The following is a 15,969-nucleotide window of genomic DNA, read 5'->3' as shown; positions in this document are numbered from 1 at the left end:
GGCTCACGCCGTCCACTTGTCCCAGGACATGTTCCAGCCGTTGTACCCGTTGTCCGGGGCGACGGTCGCGTCGTCGGAGTTCTTGACCACGACCACGTCGCCGATCATCGAGTTCGCGAAGAACCAGGCGCCCGGCGCGTCCCCGTCCCAGCCGCCCTGGGTGTCGCGCAGCCCGACGCAGCCGTGGCTGGCGTTGCGGTTGCCGAAGGCGTCGCCGCCCCAGTAGTTGCCGTGGATGAAGGTGCCGGAGGTGGTCAGCCGCATGGCGTGCGGGACGTCCTTGATGTCGTACTCGCCGCCGTAGCCGACCGTCTCGCCGTTCATCCGGGTCACCGAGAGCTTCTCGCTGATGACCATCTGGCCGTTCCAGGTCTCGTAGCCCGGGGCGCCGGTGGTGACCGGGATCGTCTTGATGGTCTCGCCGTCGCGCCGCACCTTCATGGTGAGCTTCTTGGCGTCGACGACCGAGACCTGGCTGCGGCCGATGGTGAAGGAGACCTTCTTGGCCTGCTCGCCGTAGACGCCGTCGCGGCCCTCGACGCCGTCCAGATCGAGGTCGACGGTGACCTTGGTGCCGGCCTTCCAGTACTTCTCCGGGCGGAAGTCGAGGCGGTCGTTGCCGAACCAGTGGCCCTCCACGTCGACGGCCGGCTCGGTCTTGATGCTGATGGCCTGCTCGACGTCCTCGGGGTGGGTGATGCCCCGGGTGAAGCGGATCGAGAACGGCATGCCGACGCCGACCTTGGAGCCGTCCTCGGGGGTGAAGGTGCCGATGAAGGTGTTCTTCGGTGTCAGGGTGGTGAAGCGGGAGTCCTCGGCGGCGGTGCGGCCCGCGGAGTCCTCGGCGACCGCGTGCACCGTGTAGGCGGTCGCGGCGGCCAGGTGCGAGGACGGCGTCCAGGTGGCGCCGTCCCCGGCTATCTTCCCGTCGACCTTCTCCCCGTCGGAGTCCTTCACCACCACCTCGGTGAGCTTGCCCTTGGCGACCGCGACCTTCAGGTCGCCGCTGGTGTCGACGGACTTGGCCCCGTTGGCCGGGGCGATGCTGACGACGGCCTCGGACTGCGTGCTCCGCGCGGTGTCCGAGCCCTTCCCCTTCCCGTTCCCGTTCCCGTCCCCGGACCCCGAGTCCGATCCCCCTCCGCCGCACGCGGTGACCGCCAGCAGCAGCGCCCCGACGGCCAGCGCCGAAAACTTCCGGCCGCCGCGTCCCCGTGCCGAAGCCCCCGATATCGGACGCACGTTCAAGTTGTTCTCCCCTCGCCGGGCCCGGTCCGGCCCGCACCCCAAGTGCGCCTGCGCGCACCGGCGCATCGTAACCGCAGGCCAGCAAGGGTTTGGAGGGGTCGTTTGTCACTGTTGTGTACCGAGTTCGCCCCGGGCGGTGGATCACCGCACCGCGCTTCCCTCCCGCCACCGCCGCCAGCTCATGTTCCAGCCGCCGAGCCCGTTGTCGGGGGCGACGGTGCGGTCCTTGCTGTGTCTGACCTCGACCACGTCACCGACCAGACTGCGGTCGTAGAACCAGCCCGCCGGGGTGTCCGCCCCGCCGCCCCTGACATCGCGCAGGCCGACGCAGCCGTGGCTGACGTTGGTCTTGCCGAACACCTCCCGCGGCGCCCAGTAGTTGCCGTGCAGGAAGGTGCCGGAGGCGGTCAGCCGCATGGCATGCGGGACGTCCGGGATGTCGTACTCGCCGCCGAAGCCGACCGTGCGGCCGTCCATCCGGGTCACGTCGAGCATCTCGGCGACCACCATCTTGCCGTTGTACGTGGTGGTCCCCGCGGCGCCCGCGGTGACGGGCACGGTGGTGAGGAGTTCGCCGTCGCGCCACACCTTCATGGTCTTGCGGGCCGCGTCGACCACCGAGACCTGGCTGCGGCCGACGGTGAAGGCGACCTTCTTGTGCTGGAGCCCGTACACCCCGGGCGCGCCCTCCACGTCGCGCAGCCTCAGGTCGACGGTGACCTCGGTGCCGGGCCGCCAGTAGTGCCGGGGGCGGAAGTCGAGGCGGTCGGCGCCGAACCAGTGCGGGCGGATCTCCACGGCCGGTTCGGCGCTCACCCGCACGGCCCGCTCGACGGCGGCCCGGTCGGTGATCTCCCGGTTGAACTCCAGGGAGACGATCATGCCGGTGCCGACCGTCGACCGGTTCTCGGGGGCGACGTAGCCGATGAACCGCTCCTCGGGGACGTACGTCGTGAAACTCGCGTGCCGCGCCGAGCGGCGGCCGTCCTCGTCGACGGCGACGGCGTCGACGGTGTACTTGGCGGCGAGCGCCAGGCGCCGGTCGTCGGGCTCCCAGCGCCGTCCGTCGGCGGAGATCCGGCCGGGCACCGGGGTGTCCCGCGCGTCCTGCGACTTGACCACCCGGACCGACTCCAGCCGCCCTTGCGGCACCCGGACCGACAGCTTCCGGCCGGGCCGCACCCCCTTGTCGCCGTCGTCCGGGACGATGCCGATGCCCTCGCCGGGGGCTCCCGGCTTGCCGAACACCCCGCCGAGCCCGGCGCCCCCCGAGGTGCAGCCGGCCGCTCCGGCCAGCAGTCCTGCCCATGTCAGTACGGCGGCCAGCGCGGCCCCCGCGCGCCGTGCGCGCCCGTGTACGTGGTTCACATCCACCCGTAACGACCGGTCCGCCCTGGGGAAACGTGAGTGCGAGCCGCGCTCTGGGCAGAACTAGGGAGGAGGACGACGCGACGGAGAGCGGCGGCCGGGACGCCGTACGCCCGTTTTCACCCGTCTCGGCCCGTCGTCCCACGAGCCGTGGGAGGCCGCCAGGTGTCCAGCGCAGCCGAGCGGGAGGCGGTGCCCGGGAAGCGGGCCGCCGAGGACGGGCGGGTGGCCGCCGCGGCGAACGGGGTGCGGCGGACCGCGCCGCCGCCCGCCGTGCCCGCCTGGCCGGGCACGCCGGTGCCGCTCGGCGCCCGGTTCCGGGCCGGGCCGGACGGCGTGGTGGGCACCAACTTCGCGCTGTGGGCGGGCGGCGCGGAGGCGGTCGAGCTGTGCCTGTTCGACGAGAGCGGCCGGGAGCGCCGGGTCCGGCTGACCGAGCTGACCCACGAGATCTGGCACGGGTTCGTGCCCGGGGTGCGGCCCGGTCAGCGCTACGGCTTTAGGGTGCACGGCCGCTGGGACCCGTGGACCGGCGCCCGCTGGAACCCGGCGAAACTGCTCCTGGACCCGTACGCCCGCGCGGTGGACGGCGACTTCCGGCTGCCGCCGCAGGTGTACGGCCATGTGCGGGACTGGCCGGAGCAGCATGTCGCCGACACCGTGCGCGACGACCGGGACTCCGCGCCGCACGTGCCCAAGGGCGTCGTCGTCCATGACGACGACGACTGGGCCGACGACCACCGCCCCAAGACGCCGTGGGCCGACTCGGTCATCTACGAACTCCACGTCCGCGGCTTCACCGCCCGCCACCCCGGCGTCCCGCCCGAACTGCGCGGCACCTACGCCGGGCTGGCCCACCCGGCGGCGATCGCACACCTGACCGAGCTGGGCGTGACCGCGGTGGAGCTGCTGCCGGTGCACCAGTTCGCGCACGAGAGCCATCTGCTGGAGCGCGGCCTGTCGAACTACTGGGGCTACAACTCCATCGGCTACTTCGCCCCGCACGCCGGTTACGCCGCCGCCGGCACCCGGGGCGAGCAGGTCGGCGAGTTCAAGCGGATGGTGCGGGCGCTGCACGCGGCCGGCATCGAGGTGATCCTCGACGTGGTCTACAACCACACCGCGGAGGCGGGCGAGCTGGGCCCGATGCTGTCCCTGAAGGGCATCGACAACCGGGGCTACTACCGGCTCCAGCCGGACGCCCGCCGGTACGCCGACTACACCGGCTGCGGCAACACCCTGCACGTGGTCCAGCCGCAGGTGCTGCGCCTGATCACGGACTCGTTGCGGTACTGGGTGACCGAGATGGGCGTGGACGGCTTCCGCTTCGACCTGGCGGCGGCGCTGGCCCGCTCGATGCACGACGTCGACATGCTCTCCCCGTTCCTCGCGGTGATCGCCCAGGACCCGGTGCTGCGCCGGGTGAAGCTGATCGCCGAGCCCTGGGACGTCGGCTCCGGCGGCTACCAGGTGGGCGCCTTCCCGCCGCTGTGGACCGAGTGGAACGACCGGTACCGGGGCGCGGTGCGGGACTTCTGGCGGCACGCCCTGCCCGACGTACGGGAGATGGGCTACCGGCTGTCGGGGTCGAGTGACCTGTACGCGTGGGGCGGCCGGCGCCCGTACGCCTCGGTCAACTTCATCACCGCGCACGACGGCTTCACCCTGCGCGACCTGGTCTCCTACCAGCGCAAGCACAACGAGGCCAACGGCGAGGGCAACCGGGACGGCACCGACGACAACCGGGCCTGGAACTGCGGCACCGAGGGCGAGACCGAGGACGAGGGCGTACGGGCGCTGCGCCGCCGCCAGTTGCGCAACCTGCTCACCACCCTGCTGCTGTCCACGGGGGTGCCGATGCTGGTGGCCGGCGACGAGCTGGGCCGCACCCAGGGCGGCAACAACAACGCGTACTGCCAGGACAACGAGATCGGCTGGCTGGACTGGACGCTGCTGGACGACCCCGGCTGGCGGGCGCTGCGCGACCTCACCGCCCGCCTGATCCGGCTCCGCAACACCCACCCCGTGCTGCGCCGCCGGGCCTTCTTCTCCGGCCGGCCGCAGACCGCCGACGGGCTGCGCGACCTGGCCTGGTTCACCCCCCGGGGCGCCGAGATGACCGAGCGGGACTGGTACGCGCCCGCCGCCACCCTCGGCATGTACCTCTCCGGGCGGGACATCCCGGGCCGCGACGAGCGCGGCGCGCCGATCGTCGACGACAGCTTCCTGGCCGTGCTGCACGCCGGGGCGGGCCCGGTGGGCTTCGTCCTGCCGGCCGCGCCCTGGGCCGAGCGGTACGAGGTGGTGGTGGACACCGGGCGGGAGGAACAGGAGGGGGCGCCGGGCGAGACGCACCCGGCCGGGGCGGAGCTCACGGTGCCGGGACGGACGGTGCTGTTGCTGCGGGTCGCGGGCTGAGGTTCTTTGCGACCTCGTGAACACGTCGGCGGTTTTCTTGACCACCGGCCAGCCCGACTGAAAACGTCCAGGTCACAGCCTCCTCCTCTCTTGCCTGGGGTACCCGCATGCCCGAAATATCCCGGCGCGTCTTCGGTGGTCTGGTCGGCGGCGGCGCGGTGACCGCCGTCGCCGGCGCGTCCGCCGCCTCCGCCGCGGCCGCCACGCCCGCCGAGCGCCCGTTCCAGGCCCGTACCGCCGCCGGCCGGTCCCACCGCCGCCCCAACATCCTGTTCATCCTCGGCGACGACCTCGGCTGGGCCGACTTGTCGTCCTACGGCGCCCCGCACATCAGGACGCCGAACCTGGACCGGCTCGCCGCCCAGGGCGTCCGCTTCACCGACGCCTACTCCGGTTCGGCGACCTGCTCCCCCACCCGGTTCAGCCTCTACACCGGCCGCTTTCCGGGCCGCACGGCGGGCGGACTGGCCGAGCCGATCGGCGACCGCGCCCACGGCCTGGAGCCCGGCCACCCCACCCTGGCCTCCCTGCTGAAGCAGGCCGGGTACGCCACCGCCCTGATCGGCAAGTGGCACTGCGGCTTCCTGCCGGACTACAGCCCGACCCGGTCCGGCTGGGACGAGTTCTTCGGCAACTTCGGCGGCGCCCTGGAGTACTTCTCCAAGCTGGGCCAGCTCGGCGACTACGACCTCTACGAGGGCGACGCCCAGTACAAGGACCTGCGTTACTACACCACGGTGCTGACCGAACGGGCCGTCGAGTACGTCTCCCGCGACCACGGCACGCCCTGGCTGCTGAACCTCAACTTCACCACCCCGCACTGGCCGTGGCTGACCGAGGACGACGCGGAGACCGGCGCCGGGATCGCCGCGAAGATCCGGGCCGGCGGCGGGGTGAGCGCGCTGCTGCACAACGACGGCGGCTCGGTGGCCAAGTACCGGGAGATGGTGGAGAACCTCGACGCCTCGGTCGGCAAGGTGCTCACCGCGCTGCGCCGGGCCGGCCAGGAGGACGACACCCTGGTGGTCTTCGCCAGCGACAACGGCGGCGAGCGCTTCTCCTACCAGTGGCCGCTGAGCGGCGCCAAGTCCGAGCTGCTGGAGGGCGGCATCCGGGTGCCGACCGTGCTGCGCTGGCCGGCCGCCGTCGACGCCCGCCAGGTCAGCCACGAGCCGGTGTACTCCCCCGACTGGACGGCCACCCTGCTGGAGCTGGCCGGCGCCCGCGCGGACCCCGCGTACCCGCTGGACGGACAGAGCCTCGCCGGGTACCTGCTGCGCGGCGAGGACGTCCCCGAGCGGGACCTGTTCTGGCGGGTGCGGGGCAACCGGGCGCTGCGGCGCGGCGACTGGAAGTACTACCAGGACGCCGACGGCAAGGACCACCTGTACGACCTCGCCGCCGACGCCCGCGAACAGGCCGACCTGGCGGCCGACCGGCCCGAGCTGCTGGCCGGGCTGAAGGCGGCGTGGGAGGAGGTGAACGGCACGCTGCTGCCGTATCCGGCGTCCTGACCCCGTCGGGTGTGCCTCCGTACGCCCTCCGTGCCGACGAAAACTCGATGGGCAGTGTCAGTGGCGATCCGTAGGCTCGCTGCTGATGACCACGACACCTGTATCCCCCACGGAACTGCCCACGGAACGGTCTGCCGAACGGTCCGCGGTGCGGACTCTCCTGCGGCTGTGGCCGTTCGTACGGCCCGTGCGGGCCCGGCTGTTCGGCGCGGCGTTCGTCGCGGTGCTCGCCTCCTGCGTGGCGCTGGTCATCCCGCTGGTCCTGAAGTGGATGGTGGACGGCCCGGTGGCCGGCCGGGACCCGGCCGGGGTGTGGCTCGGGGCGCTGTACCTGCTGCTCCTGGGGCTGGCGGAGGCGCTGCTGTTCGGGCTGCGGCGGTGGCTGGTGGCCCGGCCGCTGTCGCAGGTCGAGGCGGAGCTGCGGGCCGCGCTGTACCGGCGGCTGCAGCGGCTGCCGGTGGCCTTCCACGACCGGTGGCCGTCGGGGCAGTTGCTGTCCCGGGGCACCACGGATCTGATGCTGCTGCGCATGTTCCTCGCCTTCCCGCTGACGTTCCTGCTGGTCAACGGGGTGACGATTCTGGTCGGTGTGGTCATCATGCTGGTGCAGGACTGGACGCTGGGGCTGGTGATCCTGGGGCCGGCCATCCCGGTGGTCATCACCTGCTCGGTGTTCGAGAAGAAGTACTCCGACGTCGCGCGGCGGGCGCAGGACCAGGTGGGTGACCTGACCACGGTGGTCGAGGAGAGCGTGCTCGGCATCCGGATCATCAAGGGGTTCGGGCGCCATCGCAGCCAGGCGCGGGCGTTCCGGGAGCTGTCGGGGACCCTGCGCGGGACGGAGCTGCGCAAGGCGCGGCTGCTGGCGTCCATCTGGGCGGTGATCGTGACGCTGCCGGAACTGGCCGTCGGGGCGGCGCTGGTGGTCGGGGCGGTGCAGGTGGCGGACGGGCGGCTGTCGGCGGGCACGCTGGTGGCGTTCCTGTCGACGGCGCTGGCGCTGCGCTGGCCGATCGAGTCGATCGGGTTCCTGCTGGCGATGAGCCAGGAGGCGGCGACGGCGACGGAACGGTATTTCGAGGTGATGGACGAGGAGCCGGAGTCTTCCAGTGGCCGTACGGCGGAGCCGGTGCCCGCCGCGGAGGTTCGTCCGGAGCCGGGCCTGCGGTTCGAGGGGGTCCGGTTCCGCTACCCCGACGCCGCCCCCGACACCCCGCCCACCCTGGACCGCGTCGACCTGCACATCCGCCCCGGCGAGTCCCTCGCGCTGGTCGGTGCCACCGGCAGCGGCAAGACCACGCTCACCGCACTCGTCCCCCGGCTGCACGAGGTGACCGAGGGCCGGATCACCCTGGACGGCACCGACATCACCGCCCTGCCCCGCGAGGAACTGCGCGCCCTGGTCGCCGTCGCCTTCGAGGAACCCACCCTCTTCTCCGCGAGCGTCGGGGAGAACGTGCTGATGGGGGCGGGCGCCGGCGCCGGTGACGCCGAGCTGGACCGCGCACTGGCCATCGCCCAGGCCGACTTCGTCCACGCCCTGCCCGACGGCACCGCCACCCAGGTCGGCGAACAGGGCCTGAGCCTGTCCGGCGGCCAGCGGCAGCGCCTCGCGCTGGCCCGCGCGGTGGTCGGCCGGCCCCGCTTCCTGGTCCTGGACGACCCGCTGTCCGCCCTGGACGTGCACACCGAGGCCGCCGTCGAGGCCGCCCTGCGCCGGGTGCTGGCGGACACCACCGCGCTGATCGTCGCCCACCGGCCCTCCACGGTGCTGCTCGCCGACCGGGTCGCCCTGCTCTCCGGCGGCCGGATCACCGCCGTCGGCACCCACCACGAACTGCTGCGCGACAACGCCGAGTACGCCCACCTGATGTCGGGGGCCGGGGAGGACGACGACCGATGACGGCGCCCACCACCACCGCACCGCCCACGGACGGCCCCGAGGACCCCCGCCCGGACCCCGGCGACGCCTTCGACCGCGACGTCCTGCCCACCCCGCCCGGCGCCACCGCCGCCCTGCTGCGCTCCCTGCTGGCGCCGATGCGCGCCCGGGTCGCCGTCACCACCCTGCTGCTCCTGCTCCAGCAGGCGGCCGTGCAGATCGGCCCGCTGCTGGTGGCGTACGCCATCGACCACGCCGTACCGGCGCTGCGCACCGGCGACCACGGGTCGCTGATCGCGGTCGGCGCCGGCTACCTGCTGTGCGCGCTGGCCGGCGGCGCACTCCAGTACGCCTTCATCGGCGCCGCCGCCCGCGTCAACCAGGACGTGCTGCTGGACCTGCGCGGCCGGATCTTCCGCCACGCCCAGGCGCTCAGCGTCGACTTCCACGAGCGGTACACCTCGGGCCGGCTGATCTCCCGTTCCACCACGGACGTGGAGTCGCTGCGCGAGCTGCTCAGCGAGGGCCTCCAGGAACTGGTCACGGTCGTCCTCTCCTTCGTCTACATCGCGGCGCTGCTGCTCTGGCTCGACCTCGGTCTCGGCGCCGTCGCGGTGGCCTCGTTCGGGCCGCTGTACGCGCTGGTGCGGTCCTACCGGCGGCGGGCGGGACGGGCGTACCGGAAGCGGTCGACGGCGATCGCGGCGGTGATCGTGAAGTTCGTGGAGACGATGAACGGCATCCGCCCGGTGCGCGCCTTCCGCCGCGAGGCGGTCAACGACGCCGACTTCGCCGTGCTGAACCGGCGGCACGAGCGCTCCAACGGCGACGCACTGCTGGAGATGGCCCGCTATGTCACCGGTTCCCGGCTGGTCGCCAACACGGCCGTCGCGGGCATCGTGCTGTGGGGCGCCCACCGGGTCGCGGACGGCACCCTGGCGCTCGGTGTGCTGGCGGCGGCGGTGCTGTACCTGCGCCGGCTGTACGACCCGATCGACCGGCTCGGCATGTTCCTGAACTCCTACCAGTCGGCGGCGGCCTCGCTGGAGAAGATCGCCGGCCTGCTGGCCCAGGTCCCGTCCGTGCCGGAGCCGGCCGCGCCGAGGGAACTGCCGCCCCTGGCCACCGGCCTGCCCGGCCGCGAGGTCGTCTTCGAGGGCGTCGCGTTCGGCTACCGCACCGGCGGCGAGGTGCTGCCCCGCTTCGACCTGACCCTTCCCGCCGGGCAGACCGTCGCGGTCGTCGGGTCCACCGGCGCGGGCAAGTCGACCCTGGCCAAGCTGCTGGCCCGGTTCTACGACCCGACCGCGGGCCGGGTGCTGCTCGACGGCACCGACCTGCGCGACCTGGCCGTGCCCGAACTGCGGCGCGGGGTGGTGATGGTGACGCAGGAGGCGTTCCTGTTCTCCGGGACGGTCGCCGAGAACATCGCCCTCGGCCGCCCGGAGGCGACGGATGAGGAGATCGAGCGGGCCGCGAAGGCGATCGGCGCGCACGACTTCATCGCCGCGCTGCCGGACGGCTACGCCACCGACGTCCGCAAGCGCGGCGGCCGGATCTCCGCCGGCCAGCGCCAACTGGTCGGGTTCGCGCGGGCGCTGCTGGCCGATCCGGCGGTGCTGATCCTGGACGAGGCGACCAGTTCGCTGGACGTTCCCGGGGAGCGGGCGGTGCAGCGGGCGATGGGGACGGTGCTGCACGGCCGGACCGCGGTGGTGATCGCGCACCGGCTGTCGACCGTGCAGATCGCCGACCGGGTGCTGGTGATGGAGCACGGCCGGATCGTGGAGGACGGCGGCCCGGCCGAGCTGATCGCCGGGACGGGGCGGTTCGCCGATCTGCACCGGGCGTGGCGGGACAGCCTGGCGTGAGCGCACGGCGACGGGGACCGCGGGGGAACGGATGATCGACGCGTACGAGGAACCCGGCCCGCCCGATGTCCGGGGCGGCTGGCGGTACCTGGGGTGGCTGGTCGCCCGGCAGCCGGGACGGTGTGCGGCGGGGGCGCTGCTGGCCAGTGTCTGGATGGTGCTGCTGGCGGCCACCCCGTATCTGCTGGCCCGGGCGGTCGACCACGGCCTGGAACCGGGTGAGCCGGGCGCGCTGGCGGCCTGGACGGGCGCGCTGACCGCGGTGGGGGCGTTCAACGCCTGGGTGGGCGTGCTGCGCCACCGCACGATGACCCGGGTCCGGATGGACGCCAACTTCCGCACGGTCAAGCTCGTCGTCGGGCACGCCACCCGGCTCGGCGCCCGGCTGCGCGGACAGGTGGGTGCCGGGGAGGTCGTCACCATCGGGGTGGGCGACGTGCAGACCATCAGCCAGGCGCTGACGGCGGTGGGGCCCGGCGTCGGCGCGGTCGTCGCCTACACGGTGGTCGGCCTCCTGATGGTGTCGGTGTCGCCGCGGCTCGCCCTGGTGGTGCTGATCGGCGTACCGGCCCTGGGGGTGCTGCTGGGACCGCTGCTGGGCCGGTTGCAGGGCCGGGAGGCCGAGTACCGGGAGCGGCAGTCCGTGCTGACCGCGCGGATCGGGGACCTCGCGGGCGGGCTGCGGGTGCTGAACGGACTGGGCGGCAAGGGCCTGGTCGCGGACGCCTTCCGCCGCGACTCGGCGCGGCTGCGCGCCCAGGGCTACCGGGTCGGCGCGGTGACCAGCTGGATCCAGGCCCTCGGCGTGGGGCTGCCGACGCTGTTCCTGGCCCTGGTGACCTGGCTGGGCGCCCGGCAGGCCGCGCAGGGGCAGATCACCGTGGGTGAACTGGTCTCGGTGTACGGGTATGTGGTGGCGCTGGGCTGGCCGGTCGCGTTCCTCATCGAGATGGGCCACCAGCTCAGCCGGGGGGTGGTGGCCGCCCGGCGGGTGGTGACGTTCCTGCGCCTTGAGCCCGAGCCGGACGGCGGCACCGCCGACGCCCCCGCCGAGCCGTCGGCGCTCTGCGACCCGGTCTCCGGTGTCCGGGTGGCCCCGGGCCGGTTCACCGCGCTGACCGGGGCCCGGCCGGCCGACCTGGCCGAGGTGACCGACCGGCTCGGCCGCTACGGCCGGACCGGCGTCATCTGGGGCGGCGTCCGGCTGGACGAGATCCCGCTGGGCTTGGTCCGGGACCGGGTGCTGGTCGCCGACCACGAGGCCGACCTGTTCGCGGGCCCGCTGCGCGAGGTGCTGGCCGGGCGGCGGACCGCCGAGGAGCCCGCTGTCCTGCGGGCGGTGCACGCGGCCGCCGCCGACGACATCGTGCGGGCGCTGCCCGACGGGCTCGACGCGCCGGTCGACGCGCAGGGCCGCAGCCTGTCCGGCGGGCAGCGGCAGCGGGTCCGGCTGGCCCGGGCGCTGCTGGCCGACCCCGAGGTGCTGCTCGCGGTGGAGCCGACGTCGGCGCTGGACGCGCACACCGAGGCGCTGGTGGCGGACCGGCTGCGGGCCGCGCGGACCGGCCGGACCACCGTGGTGGCCTGCACCTCCCCGCTGCTCCTGGACCGGGCGGACGTCGTGCACTACCTGGTCGACGGCAAGGTCGCGGCCACCGGCACGCACCGCGAACTCCTCGCCGACGAGCCCGGATACCGGGCGCTGGTGGCGCGGGACGCCGACGACGAGGAAGGGGTCCTGCGATGACCTCGGCACAGCGGGGACAGCTTCCCGTCGCCGGCCGCGCCGACGTACGCCGGGCGGCGGCCCACCTGGTGCGGGCCGACGCCAGGCCGTTCGCCGTCGTGCTCGCCCTGAACGCGCTGGCCGCGCTGGCCTCACTCGCCGGACCGTGGCTGCTGGGCCGGATCGTCGACGAGGTGCGGGCCGGCGCCGAGGTGGCTGTCGTGGACCGGATGGCGCTGGCCATCCTGCTCTGTTCGCTGGCGCAGTTGCTGCTGGCCCGCTGGGCCCGTTACGTCGGCCACCGCTTCGGCGAGCGGACCCTGGCCCGGGTCCGGGAGCGCTTCGTGGACCGGGCGCTGGCCCTGCCCGCCTCGGTGGTGGAGCGGGCCGGCACCGGCGACCTGACCACCCGGGGCACCGCCGACGTCACCGCCGTCGGCACCACCTTGCGGGACGCCGGTCCCGAGCTGCTGGTCAACGCGGTGCAGGCGCTGTTCCTCAGCGTTGCGGTGTTCGTCCTGGACCCGCTGCTCGGCGCGGTCGGCGTGCTGGGCCTGCTGCCGATCTGGGGCGCGCTGCGCTGGTACCTGCGCCGGGCCCGCGCCGGTTACCTCGCCGAGGGCGCCGCCAACTCCGAGGTCGCCGAGGTGCTGGCCGCCACGGTGGCCGGGGCCCGCACGGTGGAGGCGTTCGGCCTGGCCGGGCGGCGGATCGCCGCGAGCCGCGCCGCGCTGGAGGTGTCCCGGCGGACCCGGCTGCACACCCTGTATCTGCGCTCGGTGTTCTTCCCGGTGGTGGAGTTCTCCTACGTACTGCCGGTGGCCGCCGTACTCCTGACCGGCGGGGTGCTGCACAGCCACGGGACGGCGAGTGTGGGGACGGTGGTGGCCTGTGCGGTGTACCTCCAGCAGCTCGCCGGACCGCTGGACGAGGTGCTGGTGCGGCTGGAGCAACTCCAGGCGGGCGGCGCGTCGTTCGCCCGGGTGGAGGGCCTGGCCCGGGCGCCGCGCGCGGTGCCGGACGGCTCCCCGGCACCGGCGGACGACCGGATCGACGTGAAGGGGGCCCGTTACTCCTACGACCGGGGCGGCGAGGTGCTGCGCGGGGTGGACCTCACCGTGCGGCCGGGCGAGCGGCTGGCGGTGGTCGGGCCGTCCGGCGCGGGCAAGACGACGCTGAGCCGGCTGCTGGCGGGCGTCGACGCGCCGACCGCGGGCACGGTGACGGTGGGCGGGGTGCCGGTCCACGGCCTCGGCCCGGAGCGGCTGCGCCGCCAGGTCGTCCTGGTCACCCAGGAACACCATGTCTTTCTGGGCACGGTTCGCGACAACCTGCTCATCGCCGAACCGTCGGCCACCGACGACCGGCTCTGGTCCGCGCTCGCCGCCGTGGGCGCCGAGGAGTGGGTACGTGACCTGCCGGACGGCCTCGGCACGGAGCTGGGCGGCACGCACGGCCACCGCGCGGACGGCTCCCAGGCCCAGCGGCTCGCCCTGGCCCGGGTGGTGCTGGCCGACCCGCACACCCTCATCCTCGACGAGGCCACCGCCCTCCTCGACCCGACCACGGCCCGGCACACCGAGCGCGCCCTGGCCGCCGTACTGGAGGGCCGTACCGTCATCGCGATCGCGCACCGGCTGCACACCGCGCACGACGCCGACCGGGTGGCCGTGATGGAGGACGGCCGGCTCACCGAACTCGGCACGCACGACGAACTGGTCGCGGCCGGCGGCGCCTACGCCGCGCTGTGGCACTCCTGGCACGGACCCCGGTAGGTGGGGGCGGGTGTCACGCCTAGTCTTGGGACCCATGTCCTTCACGTACGACGCCGTCGGCGCGACCCGGACTGGAGGTCACCCGCTCACCGCCCGCCACTCGTCCACGAGCATCGCGTGCACCACTGAGTCACGCCAACGGCCGGCTTTCATGATGTGACCGCGGATAACGCCCTCCTCAATCATGCCCGCCGCCGTCATCGTCTTCGACGACGCCTCGTTGAGCGAGGAGCGCGCACCCCAGACCCGATGGAGACGCAGGTCCTCGAAGCCCAGTCCGAGGAGCAGGCGGACGGTCTCGAGGCCATAGCCGACGCCCCAGGTATCCGGACGCAGCGCGAAGCCGATCGTGGCCGCGCGCTGCTGGTGAGGGTCCAAGGCGAGCCGGCCGTACCCGATCAGTGCGTCCGTATCCTGCTCGATGACGGCGAGTGCGTACTCACTGCGCGGCTCCGTCGTCGCGGAGGCAATGGACCGGGCGACGATCTGGCCGACCTCCTCCCGGGTACGCGGCTCGAACGACAGGTGTTCCGTTGCCTCCGGGTCGCCGTACACGGCGAACACCGCCTCGACGTCGTCAACGGTGAGTTCGCGGAGGCTCAGGCGCTGGCCGGAACGTTGGATCGGGTACATGTCAGGAACTTTAGCGCTGAGTTCCTACGGGCAGAGCAGGCCGGCGGGGAGGGAATACGGCGATTTCCTCCCGCAGGTCGCGGGCCACGACGGCGGTGCGGGCGTCGGTTGCCAGGAGCGCCTGACGGACTCGCTGCGCGGAAACGACGATGCCGTTGTTCCGGTACGTGGGCGGGAGGTCCAGGACCGGCCGGATGGCATGGGCGGCGCCGTCCAGATCACCGCTATAGAGGAGGACGAGAGCCTGGTTGCACTGAGCGCCGGCCAGGTCACCGAACGCCCAGTACGGGTTTTCCGGATCGCTGAATCCGCGCACGGCCAGTTCCGCCTGCACAGCGAGTTCCGCATCGCCATGTTTGAGGAGGGCCTCGGATTCCACGCTGTAGTACGCCTGCTTCTCCTTCGAGTAGGTGAGCAGGCCGCCGAGGCGATCGAGATCGTCCGGGACGACGTTCTCGCGACGGTCGAGCGCCTGCCGATTCGCCGTCCGGACGGTCTCCTCGTCGCCGAGGACGGCCGCCGCGCGCGCCTGGAGGCCGAGGAGCCACATGCCGACGGTGCCGTCCCCGCCGACGGAGAGTGCCGTCCCCTTCTGGGCATAGAAAAGGGCATCGCCGGGCCGGTCCGCCCAGTACTCGATGAGCGATTGCAGTCCGTGGACGAGAGCCATGAGGCCCGGGTACTCGGCGTCCTTGGCGAACGCTCCGGCGAGCAGGCTCATCGTCCTCGCCTGCTCCCGGTCCTCCATGTCGTTGAAGCCCTTGGCCACGAGGAACGCCAGCACGCCGGCCATGAAGTTGAGGTCGCTGAGCTGCGACGGACGGTGCCTGCCGGTCTCCAAGTTGTGGATGACCTGATCCTGGGTATCAAGCAGGTCATCCCAGATCGAGGCCAGTGGCAGCCGCGGGTAGTCGCGGACCAACCGGGCGACCTGGTCATGCAGCAGTGGGAACGTGTTGTCCCCCAGTCTCTCGCGGTCGGATTGGAGGACGTAGTTCCTCGCACGCCGAACGGCCATTGCGCCGCTCCTTTTCATCTCGTTCAGGTCCATGCCGGGTTCGACATGGGGTGCAATGGGTGACGTGCTGACCAGGGGGACGAAGTCCGGGGCGGCTCCCTCGGGAACTTCGGACCACAGGTCATCGATGCTGTAACCGAGCATTTCGACGATGACCCGGCGAAAAATCTTCTGGGGCTTGCGCCCCTCGTAGATCCACCCCTCGAAGGTCTTCGGGGCCGGGTCCACGTTTGTCAGACCGAGCCGCCGGGCGGCCTCCCGGTACGGCGGAATGAACTCGTCAGCGCAGCGAATGCCACGCCGTTCGAGTTCGAATCGGAAGAACAGCACGGATGCCTCCCATTCCCTCCACCTCGCACGTCACTGCCCCGACGTTAGAACGCTGTCCTCAACAACTTTCCCCATGCAGACGCTACTTACCGGGACCGAGGTAAGTCCGGGGAAGAGCCGAGGAGTGCGGTCAACTTCGCGCCGGGCCCCGAGGACGGTCTGGGGGTAGAGCCGTCTGCAGGCGGT

10 protein-coding genes are annotated in these 15,969 nt (G+C 72.9%); 6 read left to right on the top strand and 4 right to left on the bottom strand.

Annotated elements, in window-relative coordinates:
* Nucleotides 1-3: 3 nt before the first annotated feature.
* Nucleotides 4-1,248, bottom strand: a complete 1,245-nt coding sequence (locus ACTT8P_RS26715) for a L,D-transpeptidase (RefSeq protein WP_442834307.1) — start codon at nt 1,246-1,248, stop codon at nt 4-6.
* A 141-nt stretch (nt 1,249-1,389) separates the two neighbouring features.
* Nucleotides 1,390-2,616 carry a L,D-transpeptidase gene (locus ACTT8P_RS26710; RefSeq protein ID WP_442834306.1) on the bottom strand — a complete coding sequence of 409 codons (1,227 nt, stop codon included), beginning with the start codon at nt 2,614-2,616 and terminating at the stop codon, nt 1,390-1,392.
* Nucleotides 2,617-2,781: 165 nt separating this feature from the next.
* Between ACTT8P_RS26710 and glgX the strand changes: the two genes are divergently transcribed.
* The 6 genes from glgX to ACTT8P_RS26680 all read left to right on the top strand — a co-directional run bounded on the left by glgX (nt 2,782) and on the right by ACTT8P_RS26680 (nt 13,802).
* Nucleotides 2,782-5,034 carry a glycogen debranching protein GlgX gene (gene glgX, locus ACTT8P_RS26705; RefSeq protein WP_442834305.1) on the top strand — a complete coding sequence of 751 codons (2,253 nt, stop codon included), beginning with the start codon at nt 2,782-2,784 and terminating at the stop codon, nt 5,032-5,034.
* A gap of 107 nt (nt 5,035-5,141) precedes the next feature.
* The gene (locus tag ACTT8P_RS26700; RefSeq protein ID WP_442834304.1) at nt 5,142-6,548 is read left to right on the top strand and encodes a sulfatase family protein; all 1,407 of its coding nucleotides are present in this window, start codon (nt 5,142-5,144) and stop codon (nt 6,546-6,548) included.
* 85 nt (nt 6,549-6,633) lie between these two features.
* Nucleotides 6,634-8,451, top strand: a complete 1,818-nt coding sequence (locus ACTT8P_RS26695; protein WP_442834303.1) for an ABC transporter ATP-binding protein — start codon at nt 6,634-6,636, stop codon at nt 8,449-8,451.
* Nucleotides 8,448-10,301, top strand: a complete 1,854-nt coding sequence (locus tag ACTT8P_RS26690; RefSeq protein ID WP_442834302.1) for an ABC transporter ATP-binding protein — start codon at nt 8,448-8,450, stop codon at nt 10,299-10,301. The genes ACTT8P_RS26695 and ACTT8P_RS26690 overlap by 4 nt, the downstream gene beginning before the upstream one ends.
* Nucleotides 10,302-10,332: 31 nt before the next feature.
* Complete coding sequence (locus tag ACTT8P_RS26685; RefSeq protein WP_442834301.1) at nt 10,333-12,048, top strand: ABC transporter ATP-binding protein; 1,716 nt, start codon at nt 10,333-10,335, stop codon at nt 12,046-12,048.
* Nucleotides 12,045-13,802, top strand: a complete 1,758-nt coding sequence (locus ACTT8P_RS26680) for an ABC transporter ATP-binding protein (RefSeq protein WP_442834300.1) — start codon at nt 12,045-12,047, stop codon at nt 13,800-13,802. The genes ACTT8P_RS26685 and ACTT8P_RS26680 overlap by 4 nt, the downstream gene beginning before the upstream one ends.
* 78 nt (nt 13,803-13,880) lie before the next feature.
* Here ACTT8P_RS26680 and ACTT8P_RS26675 read toward each other — a convergent pair whose 3' ends face one another.
* Nucleotides 13,881-14,435: a GNAT family N-acetyltransferase gene (locus ACTT8P_RS26675; protein ID WP_442834299.1), complete on the bottom strand. Its 555-nt coding sequence runs from the start codon at nt 14,433-14,435 to the stop codon at nt 13,881-13,883.
* 10 nt (nt 14,436-14,445) lie between these two features.
* Nucleotides 14,446-15,783 carry a hypothetical protein gene (locus tag ACTT8P_RS26670; RefSeq protein WP_442834298.1) on the bottom strand — a complete coding sequence of 446 codons (1,338 nt, stop codon included), beginning with the start codon at nt 15,781-15,783 and terminating at the stop codon, nt 14,446-14,448.
* Between the last annotated feature and the right edge of the window lie 186 nt (nt 15,784-15,969).

Origin of the sequence: Streptomyces sp. JW3, from assembly GCF_052216785.1 — a bacterium.
In the GTDB taxonomy this organism is placed as follows: domain Bacteria; phylum Actinomycetota; class Actinomycetes; order Streptomycetales; family Streptomycetaceae; genus Streptomyces.
This window is presented reverse-complemented; position numbering and strand designations above follow the sequence as displayed.